The organism is Agrobacterium sp. InxBP2 (assembly GCF_026191755.1).
Lineage (GTDB): Bacteria > Pseudomonadota > Alphaproteobacteria > Rhizobiales > Rhizobiaceae > Agrobacterium > Agrobacterium pusense.
On the sequence record NZ_JAINDY010000034.1, the window covers coordinates 342,495 to 359,771 of the forward strand.

Genomic DNA, 17,277 nt, shown 5'->3' on the forward strand with positions numbered 1-17,277 from the left:
TTACGTTATTAACACTAAATTAATTAGCGTTGTCAGCTACTTACGCATGTAACAATCCGAAACGAACAGTGATTTGTCGTGGCACGTACATGTGCGTATGTATGAGGCTGGGTAAAGGAACAGACTGACTTCGCCGGTCGTTAAAACCCGGCTTGAAAACTTGAACGGCGCTGGCCCCAAGCGGCGCGGTTTGCAAAAAAGGCATACACTAATGACTATCGGACTGCTCGGATTTCAGACAACTATCGCACATGCCGTTCAGCTTAAAGGCATTGGTGTGCATTCCGGCAATCCGGTCTCGATGACGTTCCAGCCCGCAGAAGCTGGAACGGGCATCGTCTTCCATCGCCTCCATGACAATGGCAGCGTCACCGAGCTGAAGGCAGTGTCTGCCAATGTCGGCAATACCGATCTGTGCACCGTGCTTGGCCGTTCGATTTCCCAGTCGGTAGCGACGATCGAGCACGTCATGGCCGCCATCTACGCCATGGGCCTCGACAACCTTGTCGTCGAGGTAGACGGTCCGGAAGCCCCGATCATGGATGGCAGCTCTGCTCCCTTCATTGAAGCGATCGAATCGGTCGGCATCAAGAACCTTGGCGTGAAGCGCCGCTATATCAGGGTCACCAAGCCGGTGCGTGTCGATTCGGGTGCGTCCTGGGCGGAGTTCCGTCCTTATGACGGTACGCGCTTCGAGGTCGACATCGATTTCGACACGCCGCTCATCGGCAAGCAGTCCTGGAAGGGTGACCTGACGGCAGAGACGTTCAAGAATGAACTGTCGCGTGCCCGTACTTTCGGCTTCATGCGTGATGTCGAGCGCCTTTGGGCCGCCGGTTATGCATTGGGCTCCTCGCTTGAGAATTCGGTTGTCATTTCCGACGACAACAGCGTCATCAACATGGAAGGCCTGCGTTACGCCAAGGACGAGTTCGTCCGCCACAAGACACTTGACGCGGTGGGCGACCTGGCACTTGCGGGCGCTCAGTTCATCGGTTGCTACCGTTCTTATCGCGGTGGTCACAAGGTCAATGCCAATGCGCTGAAGGCCCTGCTGAGCGACCGTACGGCTTACGAGATCGTAGAGGCTCCGGCCGCACGCAACCAGATGGTGCGCGCCCGCGAATTTGTGGCCGTCAATATGCCCGAATTCGCCCCCTGGTCCGCATAAGGTCTTTTGAAGGCTATCAATTGACAGAAAAAGCCGCTCCTTCGGGGCGGCTTTTTCGTGAGACGGAGCAGGAAGTTGCAAATTATCGCCGGATAATCGTGCGATTGCATGGGGTGATGCCATAAAAATGCGTTAATGCGTCATCATTGCGTTGCCCTGCGGATGCTTTTATGGCTAGAACGCCAATACAAAGCCGATGCTTATGTATTTGCGCGGGAAGTGGGAACTGTCGAATGAAGCATGTAGGGTCTGGTGCAATGAAGGGTACGATGCGGGGGATCGCCGTTTCGTTGATGTTGGTCGGCGCGAGCGTCGTCGTCACGGCCTGCCAGTCCGATCCCGATATCGACATCACCAAGCTTGGCGTGGAGACCGATCCGCCTGACGTTCTGTACAAGCAAGCGCTGGCGAACATGAACAAAGGCAATATGACGGAAGCCTCACGCAAGTTCGAGGCGATCGACAAGCAGTACCCCTTCACCGAATGGGGCCAGAAGGCGCTTGTCATGCAGACCTTCATTGCCACGCGCACCAACAAGAACGATGTGGCAATCACCACCGGTAGCCGTTTCCTGCGGCAATATCCGCGTTCCAAGGACGCCGCTTACGTTCAGTACATGATCGGTCTTGCCTATTCGAAGCAGATTTCCGACGTCACGCAGGACCAGCGCGCCGCGCAGCGCACAGTTGAGGCGATGAACAAGGTCGTCAACGATTATCCCGATTCGGAATATGTCGCGGATGCGCAGGCCAAGATCCGTTTCGCGCGCGATCAGCTTGCCGGCCGCGAAATGCAGGTCGGTCGTTATTACCTTGAGCGCAAGGAATATCTCGCCGCCGTTTCGCGTTTCCGCATCGTCGTCGAGCAGTACCAGAACACCAACCAGATCGAGGAAGCGCTGGCGCGTCTGACGGAAGCCTATTACGCGATGGGCCTGGTGGACGAAGCGCAGACTGCGGCTGCCGTTCTCGGCAACAACTATCCCGACAGCCAATGGTATGCGGATTCCTACAAGCTGCTGAAGGGCCAGGGCCTGGAGCCGCGTGAGAATAAGGGGTCCTGGATTTCGCGCGCCGGCAAGAAGCTCATCGGCGCCTGAGACGGGGCATAGGCCATGCTGGTCCAGCTCTCAATTCGCGATATCGTTCTCATCGAAAGGCTCGACCTCGGTTTCGAGGCGGGCCTTTCCGTGTTGACGGGCGAGACGGGTGCGGGCAAATCCATTCTTCTCGATAGTCTCTCGCTGGCGCTTGGCGGCCGCGGCGATGGCGGCCTTGTGCGCCACGGGGAGGAAAAGGGGCAGGTCACCGCGACTTTCGAGGTGCCGAACAATCATCCGACACGGCTTCTCCTGCGCGAAAACGGTCTCGATGACGATGGCGACCTGATTTTCCGCCGCGTGCAATCTTCCGACGGGCGCACCAAGGCCTATATCAACGACCAGGCCATCAGCGTGCAGATGATGCGCCAGCTTGGTCAGATGCTGGTCGAGATTCACGGCCAGCATGATGATCGTGCGCTTGTCGATACGGATGCGCACCGCACGCTGCTGGATGCCTTTGCCGGGCTGAGCGAAGAGGCTCGCGCTGTTCAGGCATTCTATCGCACCTGGAAAGATGCTGACCGGGCCTTAAAGACGCATCGCGCAAAAGTCGAGGCTGCGGCGCGAGAGGCGGATTACCTGCGCTCTTCCGTCGAGGAATTGGAAACTCTTTCACCGCGCGATGGCGAGGAGGATGAACTGGCCGAACGCCGGGCGGTGATGCAAAAATCCGAACGCATCGCTGGCGATATTGCTGAAGCCAGCGAATTTCTGAACGGCAATGCTTCGCCCGTGCCTGTCATAGCATCCATGATGCGGCGTCTGGAGCGCAAGAGCCACGAGGCTCCCGGGCTGCTGGAAGACACCGTGCAATTGCTGGATGCCGCGCTGGACAATCTTTCCAATGCGCAGATGGAAGTGGAAGCGGCGCTGCGCCGCACAGAATTCGATCCGCGCGAGCTGGAGCGGGTGGAGGAGCGGCTGTTCGCGTTGCGCGCCGCCGGACGCAAATATAATGTCGCCGTGCCAGACCTCCCCGCTCTCGCCGAAAAAATGGTGGCCGATCTCGCCGATCTCGACGCCGGCGAAGAAAAGCTTGGCAAGCTCGAGGCCAATCTTGGCGTCGTGAAGGCTGATTTTGACCGTGCCGCGCAGTCGCTTTCCGACAAACGCCGCAATGCAGCGGAAGCGCTTTCCAACGCTGTCATGGCCGAGCTTCCGGCGTTGAAGCTGGAGCGGGCGCGGTTTACCGTCGAGGTCACCTCCGATCCCGAGCAGGCGACGGCCGACGGCATCGATACGGTGGAATTCCACGTGCAGACCAACCCGGGCACGCGCCCAGGGCCGATCATGAAGGTCGCATCAGGCGGCGAATTGTCCCGCTTCCTGCTGGCGCTGAAAGTGGCGCTGGCGGATCGCGGTTCGGCACCGACCCTGGTGTTCGACGAAATCGACACGGGTGTCGGTGGCGCGGTGGCGGATGCCATCGGCCAGCGGCTGCGCCGCCTGTCCAAAACCGTGCAGGTCCTTTCCGTCACCCATGCGCCGCAGGTGGCGGCACGGGCGGCGACCCATCTTCTCATTTCAAAGGGTCCGTCCGGCGATGGAAGCGAGCGTATCGCCACGCGCGTCGCCACGATGGAGCCGCAGCACCGCACCGAAGAGATCGCCCGTATGCTTGCTGGCGCGTCCGTGACCGACGAGGCGAGGGCTGCTGCCGCTCGTCTTCTCGCGGCCAAGGACTGACCCTTCGCGGCAATGCCAGTGCAGTGCCTTTCGGCATTGTGAGCTCAGCGGCAAAACTGTTTTTAATGTTTGTTATTTCGGCTAAAAGCGTTCGGTAATTCCGAAAAGAGGCCGTCATGTCGAAAGACCAGAAACCCGTTGAAAACCTCACCGAGCTTGAAGCCTCTTCGGAGCTTGCATTTCTGGCGGCCGAGCTTGCCCGCCATGACGCGCTTTACCACGGCAAGGATGCGCCGGAGATTTCCGATGCGGAGTATGACGCGCTGAAGCGGCGCAACGACGCCATCGAAGCGAATTTCCCGGCGCTGGTGCGGGCCGACAGCCCATCGAAAAAAGTAGGCTTCGCGCCGCTTCCGACCTTTGCGCCCATCGTGCATGCGCGACCGATGCTGTCGCTCGACAATACGTTCTCGGAAGAAGATCTGCGCGACTTCGTCAGTTCGGTTTATCGTTTCCTCGGGCATCTGCCTGATGACTCCATTGCTTTCACTGCGGAACCGAAGATTGACGGGCTTTCCATGTCCATCCGCTACGAAAACCGCAGGCTGAAGACAGCGGCGACGCGCGGTGACGGCACGACCGGCGAAAATGTCACTCCCAATATCAGGACCATCAAGGAAATTCCGAACGAGCTGCCCGCCGATGCGCCCGATGTGGTGGAAGTGCGCGGCGAGGTCTATATGGCCAAAAGCGACTTTCTGGCGCTCAACGCCCAGATGGAAGCGGAAGGCAAGCAGACCTACGTGAACCCGCGTAATACTGCCTCCGGCTCCCTGCGTCAGCTGGACGCCAATGTGACGGCGAAACGCAAGCTGCGGTTTTTCGCCTACGCCCTCGGCGAGGTTTCGAATGGCGGTCAGCCGACGCGGATTGCTGATACCCAATATGGCATCGTCGAGAAGTTCAGGGAGTGGGGTTTCCCGGTTAATCCGCTGATGAAGCGATTCACGTCCGCCCAGCAATTGCTTGAGCATTATAATGAAATCGGTGTTGCGCGGCCCGATCTCGATTACGATATCGACGGTGTGGTCTACAAGGTCGACCGGCTTGATCTGCAGGAACGGCTGGGCTTCCGCTCGCGCAGCCCGCGTTGGGCGACCGCACATAAATTTCCAGCAGAGCAAGCCTTTACGACGGTTGAAAATATCGAAATTCAGGTTGGCCGCACCGGCGCGCTGACGCCTGTCGCGCGTCTTACCCCCATCACTGTCGGCGGTGTCGTCGTTACCAATGCCACGCTGCATAATGCCGATTATATCGAGGGCATCGGGAATAGCGGTGAGCGCATCCGCCCGGAAGATCACGATATCCGCATCGGCGACACTGTTATCGTGCAGCGGGCCGGCGATGTCATTCCGCAGGTTCTGGACGTGCTTCTGGAAAAGCGACCGGCCGGGGCGGCAAAATACGCCTTCCCGGAAAAATGTCCGGTCTGCGGCAGCCATGCGGTGCGGGAGCGTAATGAGAAGACCGGCAAGCTCGATTCGGTCACGCGCTGCACCGGCGGTTTCGTCTGCCGGGCCCAGGCGGTGGAGCATCTGAAACATTTCGTCTCGCGTAATGCCTTCGATATCGAAGGGCTGGGCACCAAGCAGATCGATTTCTTCTTCGAAAGTGACGATCCTGCGCTCTCGATCAAGACCGCACCCGACATCTTCACGCTGAAGGCGCGCCAGGATGCTTCTCATCTGACCAAGCTCGAAAATATCGACGGTTTCGGCAAGGTCAGCGTCAGGAAGCTGTTCGACGCCATCGATGCCCGCCGCGAGATCGATCTGCACAGGCTCATCTTCGCGCTGGGCATCCGCCATGTGGGTGAGACTACGGCGAAGCTTCTGGCGCGATCCTATGGCACTTACGACCATTTCGAAGAAAGCATGAAGGCGGCGGCGGATCCCGCAAGCGAGGCGTGGGCCGAGCTTAATGCCATCGACGGCATCGGCGAGGTGGTGGCCCGCGCCATTGTCGAGTTCTACAAGGAGCCACGCAATCTCGACGTCATCGATCGGCTGATAAGGGAACTTCGTCCGAAAGACGCGGAAAAGCCTTCAACGGAAGGGAGCCCGGTGGCAGGCAAGACGGTGGTGTTTACCGGCTCGCTGGAGAAGTTTACCCGCGACGAGGCGAAGGCCCGGGCGGAAAGTCTGGGCGCCAAGGTTGCCGGTTCCGTTTCGAAAAAGACCGATATTCTGGTGGCGGGGCCGGGAGCGGGCTCCAAGCTTGCCAAGGCGGCGGAACTGGGCGTGCAGACCATGGATGAGGACGAGTGGCTGGCCCTGATCGGCGGCTGAGGGGCCGTCATGGAAATATTGTCCTCTGCCGCTAGAGCTTTGTGCCTGAGACGGAGGGTAAGGCATGGATGACCGCATCGTCGTCAGTGCAGAGCAGGTCCGGGCGCTGGTTGACAGCCAGTTTCCTCAATGGGCGGCGTTAGATGTTCGGCCGGTGGAACTGAGCGGCTGGGACAATCGCAGTTTTCGCCTTGGCGATGAAATGCTCATCCGCATGCCGAGCGCCACCCGTTACGTGGCGCAGGTCGAGAAGGAGCATCGATGGCTGCCAACGCTAGCGCCTTTCCTGCCTTTTCCGATCCCTGCTCCAGTAGCGCTCGGGCAGCCGGGGCAGGGTTATCCGTTTCGTTGGTCGGTCTATCGCTGGCTCGAAGGGGAACCGCTTGCTCAGCATCTGGAGAAGGTCGATCTGTCGGTCATTGCCATTGATGTCGCCACGTTCTTGAGATCATTACATGAGGCGGATGCTGTGGATGGCCCGGTCGCAGGGGCGCATAACTTTCATCGCGGGGGCTCGCTTGCAGTCTATGACGGGGAAGCGAAGGCCTCGGCGGCGCGGCTTGCCGATGAGGTTGATCAGGCGCTGGCTATCGAGGTATGGCAGCTTGCGCTTTCGAGTCATTGGCAAAAGCAGCGGGTGTGGGTGCATGGCGACATTGCCGAGGGCAATCTGCTGGTGAAGGATGGCAGGCTTTCGGCCGTCATCGACTTCGGCAGTTCCGGCGTAGGCGATCCGTCTTCTGATCTCATTCTCGCGTGGAATGTGCTTGATGCTGAAAGCCGGGCTGTTTTTCGCAGAGCGCTCGATCTGGATGAGGCCACATGGCAGCGCGGGCGCGGGTGGGCCTTATGGAAGGCGCTGATCGTTCTGGATGCCGAGCGCGGCCGTAACGAAAAAATGGCCGAATGGTCGCGCCGGACCATTCGGGAAGTGTTTGCCGACCACTTGCGCAGCTAACCGACTATCGAAGTCGTGCCATCACGTGGGCATCAACGTATTTGCCATCTCGATAGGCGTCGTTGCGCAGGGTGCCTTCAAGTTCAAAACCGAATTTCTCGTAAAGCCGGATCGCGGGGAGATTGTCGGTGAAGACGTTGAGTTCGATGCGGCGGATATCGTGCCAATTATCGGCGGTGTCGATCAAAGCCGCCAGAATGTATGTTCCGACACCTCTGCCGGCAAAATCGTCGTGGACACTGATTACCAGATCGGCAATGTGGGACTGTCTTCCTGCCCTGCGGAACAGTCCTGCATTGGCAACGATCTTTCCCCGCCATTCGCCAACGATGGCGATATCGTTTGGGCCGCGGTTCTCCATCGATTTTCGTGTTTTTTCAACCGACTGAAATGGTTGTCGAAGCGTGCCGTGACGGACGCCGGGCAGGTTGAACATTTCTGTCAGGGCTTCAGCGTCGTCCAGACGCGCGGCGCGCAGGACGACTTCATTCAAGCTGAATTGCGAATCTTCATTATCGGCAAATTTCACAGTCTGCATGCCTGTCTCCTCGGGCGTATGGGAGCAGGAGTGCGAACCCTGCTCGACTGGCAGGGTGGAAATGGATCGCTTAACGCGACGACATACCTTCCCCTGCCGGGTGGCCGGTGATGGTGTGACGACGGGTGGTGTTCTGCTTCGCGATCATGGGCGCACAATGCTTTTGCCGTGTAATTCTGTCAAGCAGGTGCGTTGCGCAGCAGGCTTCTGAGTTTTGACGGCAGCCTGCCGTCGATCGCCGCAAGACCCGCAGCAATCATCGCCATGCCGGCGAAGTGCTTCACTTCCAGTTGCTCCCCTAGAAGCAGGGAACCGAGCAGGATGGCGCTGACGGGGATGAGGAAGGTGACGAGGGCAAGGTTGGTGGCGCCGGCGCTGGCAAGAATGCGGAAGAAAATGAGATAGGCGAGCGCCGTCGAGAGCAGTGCGATGCCGACAAGCGCGCCCCAGGTTCCGAGGCTCGGCATGGCGAGTGTCCATGGTTTGTCGATGAGAAGGGCGGCCGGGAGCAGCATCAGTGCCGAAGAGGAAATCTGGCCGGTGGCGGTCATCAGCGGCGGCACGCCCATGGCCTTGAAGCGGCGGCCGAATATGCCCGCGAAGGCATAAGAGATGGCCGCGCCGAGGACGGCGATCTGGCCCCAGAGGCCGGATGAGCCGGTAAAGGCGGCAGGGCCGATCATGGTCGCCACGCCGGCAAAGCCGACCAATACGCCGGTCAGCTTATTGCCGGTCATCTTTTCATCAGTGGTGAGAAAATGCGCGACGATAACCGTGAAGAGCGGCGTTGTGGCATTAAGGATCGAAGCAAGTCCGCTGGCAATATGGGTCTGGCCCCAGACGATCAGGCAGAAGGGAATGATGTTATTTAGAAGGCCCATGCCGAAAAAGGCGCGCCACACCGCCCGTGGCCTCGGCAGGCGAAGGCCCATGATGCGGCAGACGATCTGAAGCGCGATTGCCGCAAGGGTAACACGCAGTGCGACGATGGTGACGGGAGGTAGCTCCTTGACCGCAACACCGATGAAAAAGAACGATCCGCCCCACAGGAGCGAAAGCGCGACGAGCATCGCCCATTCGCGGGCATCCATCTGTTTCTGTATCGCCATTATCATCTCCAACGCATGAGCATCGACATGATCGCAGACGGGATCCCCGCCATCCACCCGATATTGGTTGAGTAAATCTCAAGCTCGGAGGTGATGGGTTTTCACGTCGCTCTGTGTCTTGTTGCGTTCATTTACTCTCTGTTTTATGATGTTTTCAAACGATTGTTTCTCGTTCGATAATTGAGTTGAGCTAAATCATGTCCGCCGAACTCCCGTCTCTGAAAGGGCTGCAGGCCTTCGAGGCCGCAGCGCGCTATCGCAGCGTCACGCTTGCCTCCAATGAGTTGAATGTCACGCCCGGCGCCGTCAGTCTGCAAATCCGGGAGCTGGAGGCGCGGCTTGGTGTGCAATTGTTTTTTCGCAAGCCGCGTAGCATCCAGCTGACGCGCGAGGGGGAGCGTTATTACGGCGCGCTCCGCACCGCTTTCCGGATGATGCGCGAGGCAACGGCGGAGCTGACAGCGCGGTCTGAGATCACCGTTTTGACGCTGAGCTGCACACCGACCTTCGCCGTGCAATGGCTGATGCCGCGATTGCCCGCCTTCCAGCAGCAGCACCCGCAGGTGGATGTGCGCATCAGCGTCACGAACCGATTGGTGGATTTTTCGAGGGACGACGTCGATCTGGCCGTCCGGCACGGTTTCGGACGGTACGAAGGGCTTGAGAGCATCCGCTTCATTGATGACAGCACGTTGCCGGTCTGCTCGCCCCAGCTTCTTGAAAAATACGGCCCGCTACGGGAAGCGGGCGATCTGAAATCGGTCCCGCTGCTGCATGATGAAAACCGCAATGAATGGCGGCGCTGGCTGGAAGCGGCAGGTGCAGCGGAAGTCGACGCGTCCGGCGGCACCGTTTTCATCGACAGCAACGGCGCGCTGGATGCCGCCAAGGCCGGGCATGGCATTGCACTGACCCGGCGTTCGCTCGTTTCCCGCGAGCTTGCCGAAGGTGCATTGATTGCGCCATTCGGTAAGGACATGGCCAGCACGCTCGCCTATTTCCTCGTTTATCCCAGGCGTATGCTCGATAATCCCGATCTCGTGACGCTCATCGACTGGATGCTTTCGGAAGCGCATTCCAGCGAAGCCGGTTCTCTTTGAGGCCGATCCGGTTTATGCCGGAAGAAACAACGGGAATCACTCTTGAAAACCATCGCCATCGACTTCGAAACCGCCAATGAAGAGCGGGGCAGCGCCTGCTCCGTCGGCCTTGCCTGGATAGAAGACGGGGCGATCGTTCGTGTAGAGGAACGGCTGATCCGGCCGAAGGACATGCGGTTTTCGCCCTTCAACATCGCCGTGCACGGCATCCGCCCTGCCGATGTCGAGGATGCGCCCGAATTTCCCGAGGTGATGGAGGAGTTCATCGACGACTTCCATGGTGCGACGATGATAGCCCACAATGCCGCCTTTGATTTCAGCGTCATGCGCGCGTCCTTCGACAAATATCGACAGTCCTATCCCGATCTTTCCTATCTGTGCAGCGTCAAGATCGCCCGGCATGTCTGGCCCAATCTGGTGTCGCACAAGCTGAATGTGATCGCTCATCACCTTCAGCTGCGTTTCGTACACCATAATGCCGCGGAAGATGCCGTTGTCTGCGCGGCCGCGTCGATTGCGGCGGCCAAGGCATTGAGTGTTGCCCATATCCACGATCTGCCGGAGAAAATCGGCATGGTGGCCGGTCGACTTACCGCCACGGGCTACCAGCCGTGCAGCATGAAAAAACGGCCTGCCGCCCGGGTTGCGTAACGGTGGCTTCCACCTATGTTTGAAGCAGCGTAACGGAGAAGATGCGATGACAAAGAAAACTCTGTCGGGCTTGTTTGCGGGCTTTCTGGTGTTGCTTCCGGTGACTGCGGCAAATTCGCAGGTGGTTGGCGAGGTCGGCGTCGACTGGATCGGCAATGATATCATGATAGAGGCGATCGCTGATCCGAAGATCAAAGGCGTGACGTGCCATGTGACCTATTTCGAGCGTGGCGTCATCGACCGGCTGAAAAACGGCAACTGGTTCGAAGACCCCTCCAACAACGCCATTTCCTGCAGCCAGACCGGGCCGGTGGAGATTGGTGACATCAATCTTTCGAAGGGCGGCGAAGAGGTATTTCGGCAGGGGATGTCGCTGGTCTGGAAGAAACTCGTCGTCAGCCGCGTCTACGACAAGGCCAATGATACGCTGATTTATCTGGTGCACGCGCGGGAACTGACCGATGGTTCCGCCAAGATGGCGATATCGACGGTGCCGCTCTATAACCAGCAGGTGACATGGGAAAAGGGCAAGCCGTAAGGCTCGCCCCCGCAATTGCCATGTCGATGCCGTGGATTACGCGGCTTCGCGCGCCAGTTCGTCGGCGATAACCGTATCGAGGTTGAGGAAGCAGACCATGCTCTTTTCCAACGCGACGATGCCGCGGCAGAAGCTGCGCTGTTCTTCCGGAATGATATCGGGCGCGGGCTGCAGGTCTTCGGAGCGGATGGTCATCATGTCGGAGACCTGTTCCACCAGAAGGCCGACCAGCTTGCCGCCGATATCGGTAACGATGATGGCGGAGCGCTCGGAGGGCTCGGTCATTTTCATGCCGAGGCGGCCGGCCATGTCGATGACGGGAATGACGGCGCCGCGCAGGTTGATGAGGCCGAGAACATAGGGCGGGGTGTGCGGCATCGGGGTCACCGGCGCCCAGCCGCGGATTTCGCGGATCGCCATGATATCGATGCAGAATTCCTGATCGCCCAGATGAAAGGAAACGATTTCGAGATATGCGCCGGATTGCTTGATGGCGTTGGACATGACGGCAGGTTTCCTCTGATGGCTCTCTAACAGGCCCACGCAGGATTGAGCTTTATGCGGCGGCCGGAGAATGGACCGGGAGACATCATGTCGAGGCTTGAAAAGCCGCTGGGGTCATAATGCATGGCAAGATTTTAAACTTTCCCTAACAATTCTCCATCTCGCCACGGCAAACTCCAGTATTTTACCGGTTTTCGACTGTGCGTGGACGGGCTATGATAGGAACATGAACGCGCTCGTTTCCCATCCTCTGAAGTTTATTCTGGCTGGACTTTCCGTGGTGGCTTCGCTTGCCATCGTGCTTCTTGCGTTTGACGGCTGGGTGCGGCACGGCACCGATATTTTCCTTTCCGCCGTGCAGAACGGTATCGCCTGGTGCCTGTGACGCCGCGCCGTCGTCGGGCTTTGTGACAAATCAGCGCGGTCGGCTCAAATACGGCCAGTTGATTTGCCGTCGCCGCCGTCCTTCGCTATCTGTCTGTCGGACGCCCGGACACGGCGCCGGCTTTCGGGGTAGGATTGGACAATGAGAAATATTCGCATCGTATTGTGGGCGGTCGTGCTCGTTCTAGCCGGCGTCGTCAGCTGGCTGACGATCGAAATGACAAAGACCCGCGAGCAGATGGTGGAGACCGCCTATGGCGTGCCGTTCGAACTGACGGCTCAAACGGGTCAGCCGATTACCGAAAAAGCCTTTCAGGGCAAGCCGACAGCGCTGTTCTTCGGTTTCACCCATTGCCCGGAAGTCTGCCCGACGACCCTGTTCGAGCTGAATGGCTGGATGGAGAAGGTGGATCCGGCTGGTGACAAGCTGCAGGCCTATTTTGTTTCCGTCGATCCCGAGCGTGATACGCCTGAAATCATGCAGCAGTATGTGTCCAACGTGTCGAAGCGGATCACCGGCATTACCGGACCGGCCGACAAGATTGCCGAGACGCTGAAAGGCTATCGCATCTATGCCAAAAAAGTGCCGGTGGATGAGAAGGACCCGAATGGCGATTACACCATGGATCACACGGCATCCGTTATCCTTCTCGATGCCAATGGCCGTTTTGCGGGAACGATCGCCTATGGTGAAAATCCCGATGTTGCCGAGCAGAAGCTTCAGAATCTGCTGAAGGGCGCGAAGGTTTAATTGCGTTCGGCTTATTGGACTGAGTGCGGTTTTGTGGCAAAGGCAGATTGAACAGCCGAAGCCAGAGGAAACAGCCTGCCGTGAGCGAAATCCGACTTTACGTCACCACGACCGAAATCAAGGCCGGTAAAATTCTCGATTTGATGTCGGACTATTTCGGCGAGGAGGATGTTGCGATCGCCACGACCGAGGTGGACGAGAAGCGTGACATCTGGGAAGCCTCTGTCTATTTGATGGCGGAGCAGGAAGAGGAATTTCGCGAGCGCATCAGTACGCTGCTTGCGCCGGCCTTTCCGGGCCTTGTCATCGAGAAGGAGATTGTTCCTGATGTCGACTGGATCGCCAAATCGCTTGAAGGTTTGAAGCCTGTCCGGGCAGGGCGTTTCATTGTTCACGGCGCTCATGATCGCGACAAGGTGCGGCCGAACGATCTGGCCATCGAAATCGAGGCGGGACAGGCTTTCGGCACCGGCCATCATGGCACGACGGCGGGGTGCCTCGAAATGATCGAAGAGGTTCTGAGGGCGCGGCCCGTGCGCAACGCACTCGATCTCGGCACTGGCAGCGGCGTTCTGGCGATCGCCGTGCGCAAGATGCGTCCTATTCCCGTGCTTGCGACGGATATCGATCCCGTCGCTGTGAGGGTGGCGAAGGAAAATGTCCGGCTTAACGGCATTGTTTCGGGCATGGTGCTGGAGACGGCGCCGGGTTTTCACTCGAACGCCTTCCGCAAGCATGGCCCGTTCGACCTCATCATCGCCAATATTCTCGCGCGGCCACTCATCAAGATGGCGCCGCAGCTCGTCACGCATCTGGCACCCGGCGGCACTGTCATCCTGTCGGGCATTCTGGCGTCACAGCGCTGGAAGGTGCTTTCCGCCTATAATGGCGCAAGGCTTTCCCATGTCCGCACCATCTGGCGCAATGGCTGGGTGACGCTGCATCTTCGCAAGGACTGAAGCTCTCGCAACATTTATTGCGGACAAAAGAAAAGGCGGCGCTTTCGCGCCGCCTGAAAACCCGCGAGCCTGGGAGGAGCTTGCTCAAGCGGGTAGACGTATTCCTGTCCGGACGCGGGGTAGGGAGGAATGCCGCGCCGGATAAAATCAGAATACGTAGCTGGACTTTGCCTTGCGACGCAGATCGGCGCGGTTCATGCCGAGCGCTTCGAGCGACTTGTCGTCGAGGTTCAGAAGAGCGGCGTTGACATGACGGCTGACCTGACGCTCGCGTGCTTCAACGACGCGATCGAAGGCGGTGCGGAGGAAAGATTTTGCCATTGCTTCAAATCCTTGTTTGCCAGGAGAGTGTCTCTCTCGCTGTGTTGATCCTGATATAAGCGATGTGTTTTTGTTTGGTTAGAGGGTATATCTCAGGGTAGGAATGCATTTTTTGCATATCAATGAGCTTTCAGTATTACTTATTTCGCAAAATATGCCCAATTTATCACCGCAGTCCCGGGCATCACTTATGTCTTGAAACCGGCTTTATTCGCGTGGCATTGTCGTTGCGCGCCAACGATTTGATGGTGCCGACAAACAGCTTTCTCCATGTCAGTTCCCGAAAGATGCCCATGTTCCAGACCTTCGAAAACAAATCCGCGCCGCAATTCGGCAAGGCTCGCGTCGAGGCGCTGCGCGCCGGTTTCGATGCCCTCGGTATCGATGGGTTTCTGGTGCCGCGCGCCGATGAATATCAGGGAGAATATGTGCCTGAGTGCGCCGAGCGCCTCTCATGGTTGACCGGATTTACCGGTTCCGCCGGCATTGCACTGGTAACGCGGACGGAAGCGGTGGTATTCGTCGATGGGCGCTATACGACGCAGCTAAGCTCGCAGGTTGACCAGACAGTGTTCACTGGTGGTGATCTGGTCGGTGCGCCACCTTCCGTCTGGCTTGCCGAACATGCTCCAAAGGGTTTCCGGCTTGGTATCGATCCGTGGCTGCACACCGGCGCCGAATTGAAGCGGCTGGAAAAGGCGATCGCCGGCAAGGGCGGTTCAATCGTTCTTCTGGAAAAGAACCCGCTCGATGCGCTGTGGCAGGATCGTCCCTCCGAACCGCTGGAGCCCGTCGTCATCCAGCCAGAGGCATTTACCGGCAAACTGGCGAAGGAGAAGATTGCCTCACTGGCGGAAACCGTTTCCGCAAAGGGGGCAGATGCACTGCTGGTGACCGACCCTTCGTCCATCGCCTGGATTTTCAATGTTCGCGGCAACGACGTGCCGCATACACCGCACCCGCTCGCCCGCGCGATCATTTATGCAGATGGCAGGGCCGATATTTTTCTCGACAAGCGCAAGACCGGCATCGAGGCCGAGGCGTATCTGGCGCAGCTCGCGACACAATTGCCGCCGTCGAAGATCGCGGATCGCCTGCACGCCATTGCCAGCGCCAAAGGCCGGGTGATGGTGGATGCCGATCTGACGCCAGTGGCGCTGACCGGCGCAATTACCGCAGCGGGCGGCTCCCTGATCGAGGAAGCCGATCCAGTCCGTCTGCCCCGCGCGCGCAAGAACAGAGCTGAGCTTGCCGGTTCCGCCGCCGCCCATGTGCAGGATGGGGCGGCCATGGTCGAATATCTTTGCTGGCTGGATCGCCAGCAGCCCGGCACGGTGACGGAAATCGACGCCGTCAAGGCGCTGGAGGCGGCTCGCGTCAAGGTGGGGCAGGGGCTGCAAAACCCGCTCAAGGATGTCTCTTTCGACACGATTTCCGGGGCCGGCGCACATGCCGCCATCATCCATTACCGCGTCACGACAGATACGGATCGCACACTTGCCGATGGTGAGATGTTCCTCGTCGATTCCGGTGCGCAATATGTCAACGGCACCACGGACATCACCCGCACCGTTGCCGTCGGCAGCGTTCCGGAGGAGCAGAAGCGCTTCTTCACGCTGGTCCTGAAGGGCATGATCGGCATAAGCACCGCACGGTTTCCAAAGGGAACGCGCGGTTGCGATCTCGATCCGCTGGCGCGCATCGCTCTCTGGAAAGCTGGCGCGGATTATGCCCACGGCACCGGCCACGGTGTCGGTTCCTATCTTTCGGTGCATGAGGGGCCGCAGCGCATTTCGCGGCTGTCGACACAGGAGCTTTTGCCCGGCATGATCCTGTCGAACGAGCCGGGTTATTATCGTCCCGGTGCCTTCGGCATCCGTATCGAAAACCTCATCTATGTGCGCGAGGCGGAAGAGGTGGCCGGAGGCGACCAGCCAATGTTCTCTTTCGAGACGCTGACATGGTGCCCCATTGACCGAAGGCTGGTGGTCACCGCACTTTTAACTGACGAGGAGCTCAGCTGGCTAAATGCCTACCACGCAGGCGTGCTGGAGAAGCTTTCTCCCCTGATAACCGACGACGAAGTCAAGACGTGGCTCGTTGCGGCGACCAAGCCATTGGAGCGGGTTGCCTAAAGCAGCCCGAAATGCCGGATGGCGATGACGATGGCCCAGCCGATGGCGAGCATCGTCAAGCCGGGAAAGCGCAGGCAGACCAAAAGGGCGCCCACCATGCCGATCTTCACCTCGTATCCGCCTTCAAAAAAGGCGGGTGCGACGAGTGTGGTGAGAACCGCCACGGGAACGGCGTTCAGGCCCGCCTCCATCCGCGGCGGGATGGATTTCATCCGCGTCATCAACACATAACCGCCGATGCGGGTGAGATAGGTGGCGATGGCGGCGAGTGCGATCAGGAAAATCGTATCTGCGTGCAGAACGTTACTCATGGCGTTTCCACCCCATTCTCAGAATTCGTCGCGCCATTCAGTTTCGGCGGATAGAGGACCGCGACGAGAATTCCGGCGACGGCGCCGAGACTGACATGCCACGGCGAACCGACGATGTGATAGGCAACCGTTGCGCCGACTGCACTTGCCAGCATGACAGGGTAGAAATTTTCTCGCTGACGGAAGCTCAGCACCATGCCCATGAAATAGATCGGGAGCAGGACATCGAGACCGATGGCTTTCGGGTCGCCGATCATATTGCCGAGCGATGCGCCGAGAATGGTCATTGCCAGCCACAGCACATAAACGGGTGTTGCAAAGCCCATGTACCAGGAAAAGCCCACCGTGCCGGTATTTTCGTATTTCCTCACCGATTCGGCGAATTGCGGATCCACCAGCACGAAGAAACCGGCGGCCTTCTGCAGGAATGACCAGTTCGAGATCATTCGGGCGATGGCGGCGGAATAGAGGATATGGCGGAAATTGACGGCGAACACGGAAAGAACGATCAGCCAGGGGGCAACCTTCTGGCCGAACAGTTCGATACCGACGAGCTGGCTTGCGCCGGCGTAGACGGTGCCGCTCATGATCGTGGCTTCGGTGACGCTCAGCCCGTTATCGACCGCGACCGCGCCGAACAGCGCACCGAAAGGGGCGGCGGAGAGGGCGATCGGGAAACCGCCCTTCAATCCCTCGCGAAAATCTTTATTGAACATCTCTGGAACTCCTTGCCGCCGCTCTATAGCCGTCCCGTCCGACTGGCAAAC

The 17,277-nt window shown here is 58.8% G+C and carries 18 protein-coding genes; 12 read left to right on the forward strand and 6 right to left on the reverse strand.

Features of this window, described 5'->3' with window-relative positions; translation table 11 throughout:
- Positions 1–211: 211 nt before the first annotated feature.
- The 5 genes from lpxC to K7A42_RS23450 all read left to right on the forward strand — a co-directional run bounded on the left by lpxC (position 212) and on the right by K7A42_RS23450 (position 7,209).
- Positions 212–1,171 carry a UDP-3-O-acyl-N-acetylglucosamine deacetylase gene (lpxC, locus tag K7A42_RS23430; protein WP_282455961.1) on the forward strand — a complete coding sequence of 320 codons (960 nt, stop codon included), beginning with the start codon at positions 212–214 and terminating at the stop codon, positions 1,169–1,171.
- A 233-nt stretch (positions 1,172–1,404) separates the two neighbouring features.
- On the forward strand, positions 1,405–2,271 hold the full coding sequence (locus tag K7A42_RS23435; RefSeq protein WP_006697761.1) for an outer membrane protein assembly factor BamD: 867 nt from the start codon (positions 1,405–1,407) through the stop codon (positions 2,269–2,271).
- Between the two features lie 15 nt (positions 2,272–2,286).
- Entirely contained in the window at positions 2,287–3,960 is a 1,674-nt protein-coding gene (gene recN / locus K7A42_RS23440; protein WP_004442779.1) for a DNA repair protein RecN, read from the forward strand.
- Positions 3,961–4,076: 116 nt separating this feature from the next.
- Positions 4,077–6,251 (forward strand): NAD-dependent DNA ligase LigA, encoded by a 2,175-nt coding sequence (ligA, locus tag K7A42_RS23445; protein WP_072494635.1) that lies wholly within the window; start codon positions 4,077–4,079, stop codon positions 6,249–6,251.
- Between the two features lie 64 nt (positions 6,252–6,315).
- The gene (locus tag K7A42_RS23450; protein WP_282455962.1) at positions 6,316–7,209 is read left to right on the forward strand and encodes an aminoglycoside phosphotransferase family protein; all 894 of its coding nucleotides are present in this window, start codon (positions 6,316–6,318) and stop codon (positions 7,207–7,209) included.
- 4 nt (positions 7,210–7,213) lie between these two features.
- Here the strand turns inward: K7A42_RS23450 and K7A42_RS23455 are convergent, their stop codons facing one another.
- Together K7A42_RS23455 and K7A42_RS23460 are read right to left on the reverse strand one after the other, a co-directional pair.
- Positions 7,214–7,747 carry a GNAT family N-acetyltransferase gene (locus tag K7A42_RS23455; RefSeq protein WP_035209694.1) on the reverse strand — a complete coding sequence of 178 codons (534 nt, stop codon included), beginning with the start codon at positions 7,745–7,747 and terminating at the stop codon, positions 7,214–7,216.
- Positions 7,748–7,926: 179 nt separating this feature from the next.
- On the reverse strand, positions 7,927–8,856 hold the full coding sequence (locus tag K7A42_RS23460; protein WP_282455963.1) for a DMT family transporter: 930 nt from the start codon (positions 8,854–8,856) through the stop codon (positions 7,927–7,929).
- A gap of 197 nt (positions 8,857–9,053) precedes the next feature.
- On the opposite strand from K7A42_RS23460, the gene gcvA reads away from it, so the two are divergent.
- The 3 genes from gcvA to K7A42_RS23475 are packed head-to-tail and all read left to right on the forward strand — an operon-like array spanning position 9,054 to position 11,145.
- Complete coding sequence (gcvA, locus tag K7A42_RS23465) at positions 9,054–9,956, forward strand: transcriptional regulator GcvA (protein ID WP_004442772.1); 903 nt, start codon at positions 9,054–9,056, stop codon at positions 9,954–9,956.
- A 42-nt stretch (positions 9,957–9,998) separates the two neighbouring features.
- Entirely contained in the window at positions 9,999–10,607 is a 609-nt protein-coding gene (locus K7A42_RS23470) for a 3'-5' exonuclease (RefSeq protein WP_044459616.1), read from the forward strand.
- Positions 10,608–10,653: 46 nt separating this feature from the next.
- On the forward strand, positions 10,654–11,145 hold the full coding sequence (locus K7A42_RS23475) for a CreA family protein (RefSeq protein ID WP_004442768.1): 492 nt from the start codon (positions 10,654–10,656) through the stop codon (positions 11,143–11,145).
- A 36-nt stretch (positions 11,146–11,181) separates the two neighbouring features.
- Here the strand turns inward: K7A42_RS23475 and K7A42_RS23480 are convergent, their stop codons facing one another.
- Positions 11,182–11,649 (reverse strand): chemotaxis protein CheW, encoded by a 468-nt coding sequence (locus K7A42_RS23480; RefSeq protein ID WP_003522339.1) that lies wholly within the window; start codon positions 11,647–11,649, stop codon positions 11,182–11,184.
- A 226-nt stretch (positions 11,650–11,875) separates the two neighbouring features.
- Between K7A42_RS23480 and K7A42_RS23485 the strand changes: the two genes are divergently transcribed.
- The 3 genes from K7A42_RS23485 to K7A42_RS23495 all read left to right on the forward strand — a co-directional run bounded on the left by K7A42_RS23485 (position 11,876) and on the right by K7A42_RS23495 (position 13,743).
- Positions 11,876–12,034 (forward strand): hypothetical protein, encoded by a 159-nt coding sequence (locus K7A42_RS23485; RefSeq protein WP_167378199.1) that lies wholly within the window; start codon positions 11,876–11,878, stop codon positions 12,032–12,034.
- Between the two features lie 141 nt (positions 12,035–12,175).
- On the forward strand, positions 12,176–12,784 hold the full coding sequence (gene sco / locus K7A42_RS23490; RefSeq protein ID WP_022556589.1) for a cytochrome oxidase assembly protein Sco: 609 nt from the start codon (positions 12,176–12,178) through the stop codon (positions 12,782–12,784).
- An 80-nt stretch (positions 12,785–12,864) separates the two neighbouring features.
- Entirely contained in the window at positions 12,865–13,743 is an 879-nt protein-coding gene (locus K7A42_RS23495; RefSeq protein WP_282455964.1) for a 50S ribosomal protein L11 methyltransferase, read from the forward strand.
- A gap of 147 nt (positions 13,744–13,890) precedes the next feature.
- On the opposite strand, the gene K7A42_RS23500 is transcribed toward K7A42_RS23495, so the two are convergent.
- Entirely contained in the window at positions 13,891–14,064 is a 174-nt protein-coding gene (locus tag K7A42_RS23500; protein WP_003522343.1) for a hypothetical protein, read from the reverse strand.
- Between the two features lie 293 nt (positions 14,065–14,357).
- Between K7A42_RS23500 and K7A42_RS23505 the strand changes: the two genes are divergently transcribed.
- Positions 14,358–16,199, forward strand: a complete 1,842-nt coding sequence (locus K7A42_RS23505; protein ID WP_282455965.1) for an aminopeptidase P family protein — start codon at positions 14,358–14,360, stop codon at positions 16,197–16,199.
- On the opposite strand, the gene K7A42_RS23510 is transcribed toward K7A42_RS23505, so the two are convergent.
- On the reverse strand, positions 16,196–16,510 hold the full coding sequence (locus K7A42_RS23510) for an AzlD family protein (RefSeq protein WP_004442758.1): 315 nt from the start codon (positions 16,508–16,510) through the stop codon (positions 16,196–16,198). The two genes, K7A42_RS23505 and K7A42_RS23510, sit on opposite strands and share 4 nt — an antisense overlap.
- The gene (locus K7A42_RS23515) at positions 16,507–17,226 is read right to left on the reverse strand and encodes an AzlC family ABC transporter permease (RefSeq protein WP_282455966.1); all 720 of its coding nucleotides are present in this window, start codon (positions 17,224–17,226) and stop codon (positions 16,507–16,509) included. The genes K7A42_RS23510 and K7A42_RS23515 overlap by 4 nt, the downstream gene beginning before the upstream one ends.
- Positions 17,227–17,277 lie beyond the last annotated feature (51 nt).

Coding starts and splice junctions, on each gene's coding strand:
- K7A42_RS23505 (WP_282455965.1), top strand. CDS start 14,358: ATGTTCCAGACCTTCGAAAACAAATCCGCGCCGCAATTCGGCAAGGCT.
- gcvA (WP_004442772.1), top strand. CDS start 9,054: ATGTCCGCCGAACTCCCGTCTCTGAAAGGGCTGCAGGCCTTCGAGGCC.
- K7A42_RS23515 (WP_282455966.1), bottom strand. CDS start 17,226: ATGTTCAATAAAGATTTTCGCGAGGGATTGAAGGGCGGTTTCCCGATC.
- recN (WP_004442779.1), top strand. CDS start 2,287: ATGCTGGTCCAGCTCTCAATTCGCGATATCGTTCTCATCGAAAGGCTC.
- K7A42_RS23435 (WP_006697761.1), top strand. CDS start 1,405: ATGAAGCATGTAGGGTCTGGTGCAATGAAGGGTACGATGCGGGGGATC.
- K7A42_RS23460 (WP_282455963.1), bottom strand. CDS start 8,856: ATGGCGATACAGAAACAGATGGATGCCCGCGAATGGGCGATGCTCGTC.
- K7A42_RS23500 (WP_003522343.1), bottom strand. CDS start 14,064: ATGGCAAAATCTTTCCTCCGCACCGCCTTCGATCGCGTCGTTGAAGCA.
- sco (WP_022556589.1), top strand. CDS start 12,176: ATGAGAAATATTCGCATCGTATTGTGGGCGGTCGTGCTCGTTCTAGCC.
- K7A42_RS23475 (WP_004442768.1), top strand. CDS start 10,654: ATGACAAAGAAAACTCTGTCGGGCTTGTTTGCGGGCTTTCTGGTGTTG.
- K7A42_RS23485 (WP_167378199.1), top strand. CDS start 11,876: ATGAACGCGCTCGTTTCCCATCCTCTGAAGTTTATTCTGGCTGGACTT.
- K7A42_RS23480 (WP_003522339.1), bottom strand. CDS start 11,649: ATGTCCAACGCCATCAAGCAATCCGGCGCATATCTCGAAATCGTTTCC.
- K7A42_RS23455 (WP_035209694.1), bottom strand. CDS start 7,747: ATGCAGACTGTGAAATTTGCCGATAATGAAGATTCGCAATTCAGCTTG.
- K7A42_RS23510 (WP_004442758.1), bottom strand. CDS start 16,510: ATGAGTAACGTTCTGCACGCAGATACGATTTTCCTGATCGCACTCGCC.
- lpxC (WP_282455961.1), top strand. CDS start 212: ATGACTATCGGACTGCTCGGATTTCAGACAACTATCGCACATGCCGTT.
- K7A42_RS23450 (WP_282455962.1), top strand. CDS start 6,316: ATGGATGACCGCATCGTCGTCAGTGCAGAGCAGGTCCGGGCGCTGGTT.
- ligA (WP_072494635.1), top strand. CDS start 4,077: ATGTCGAAAGACCAGAAACCCGTTGAAAACCTCACCGAGCTTGAAGCC.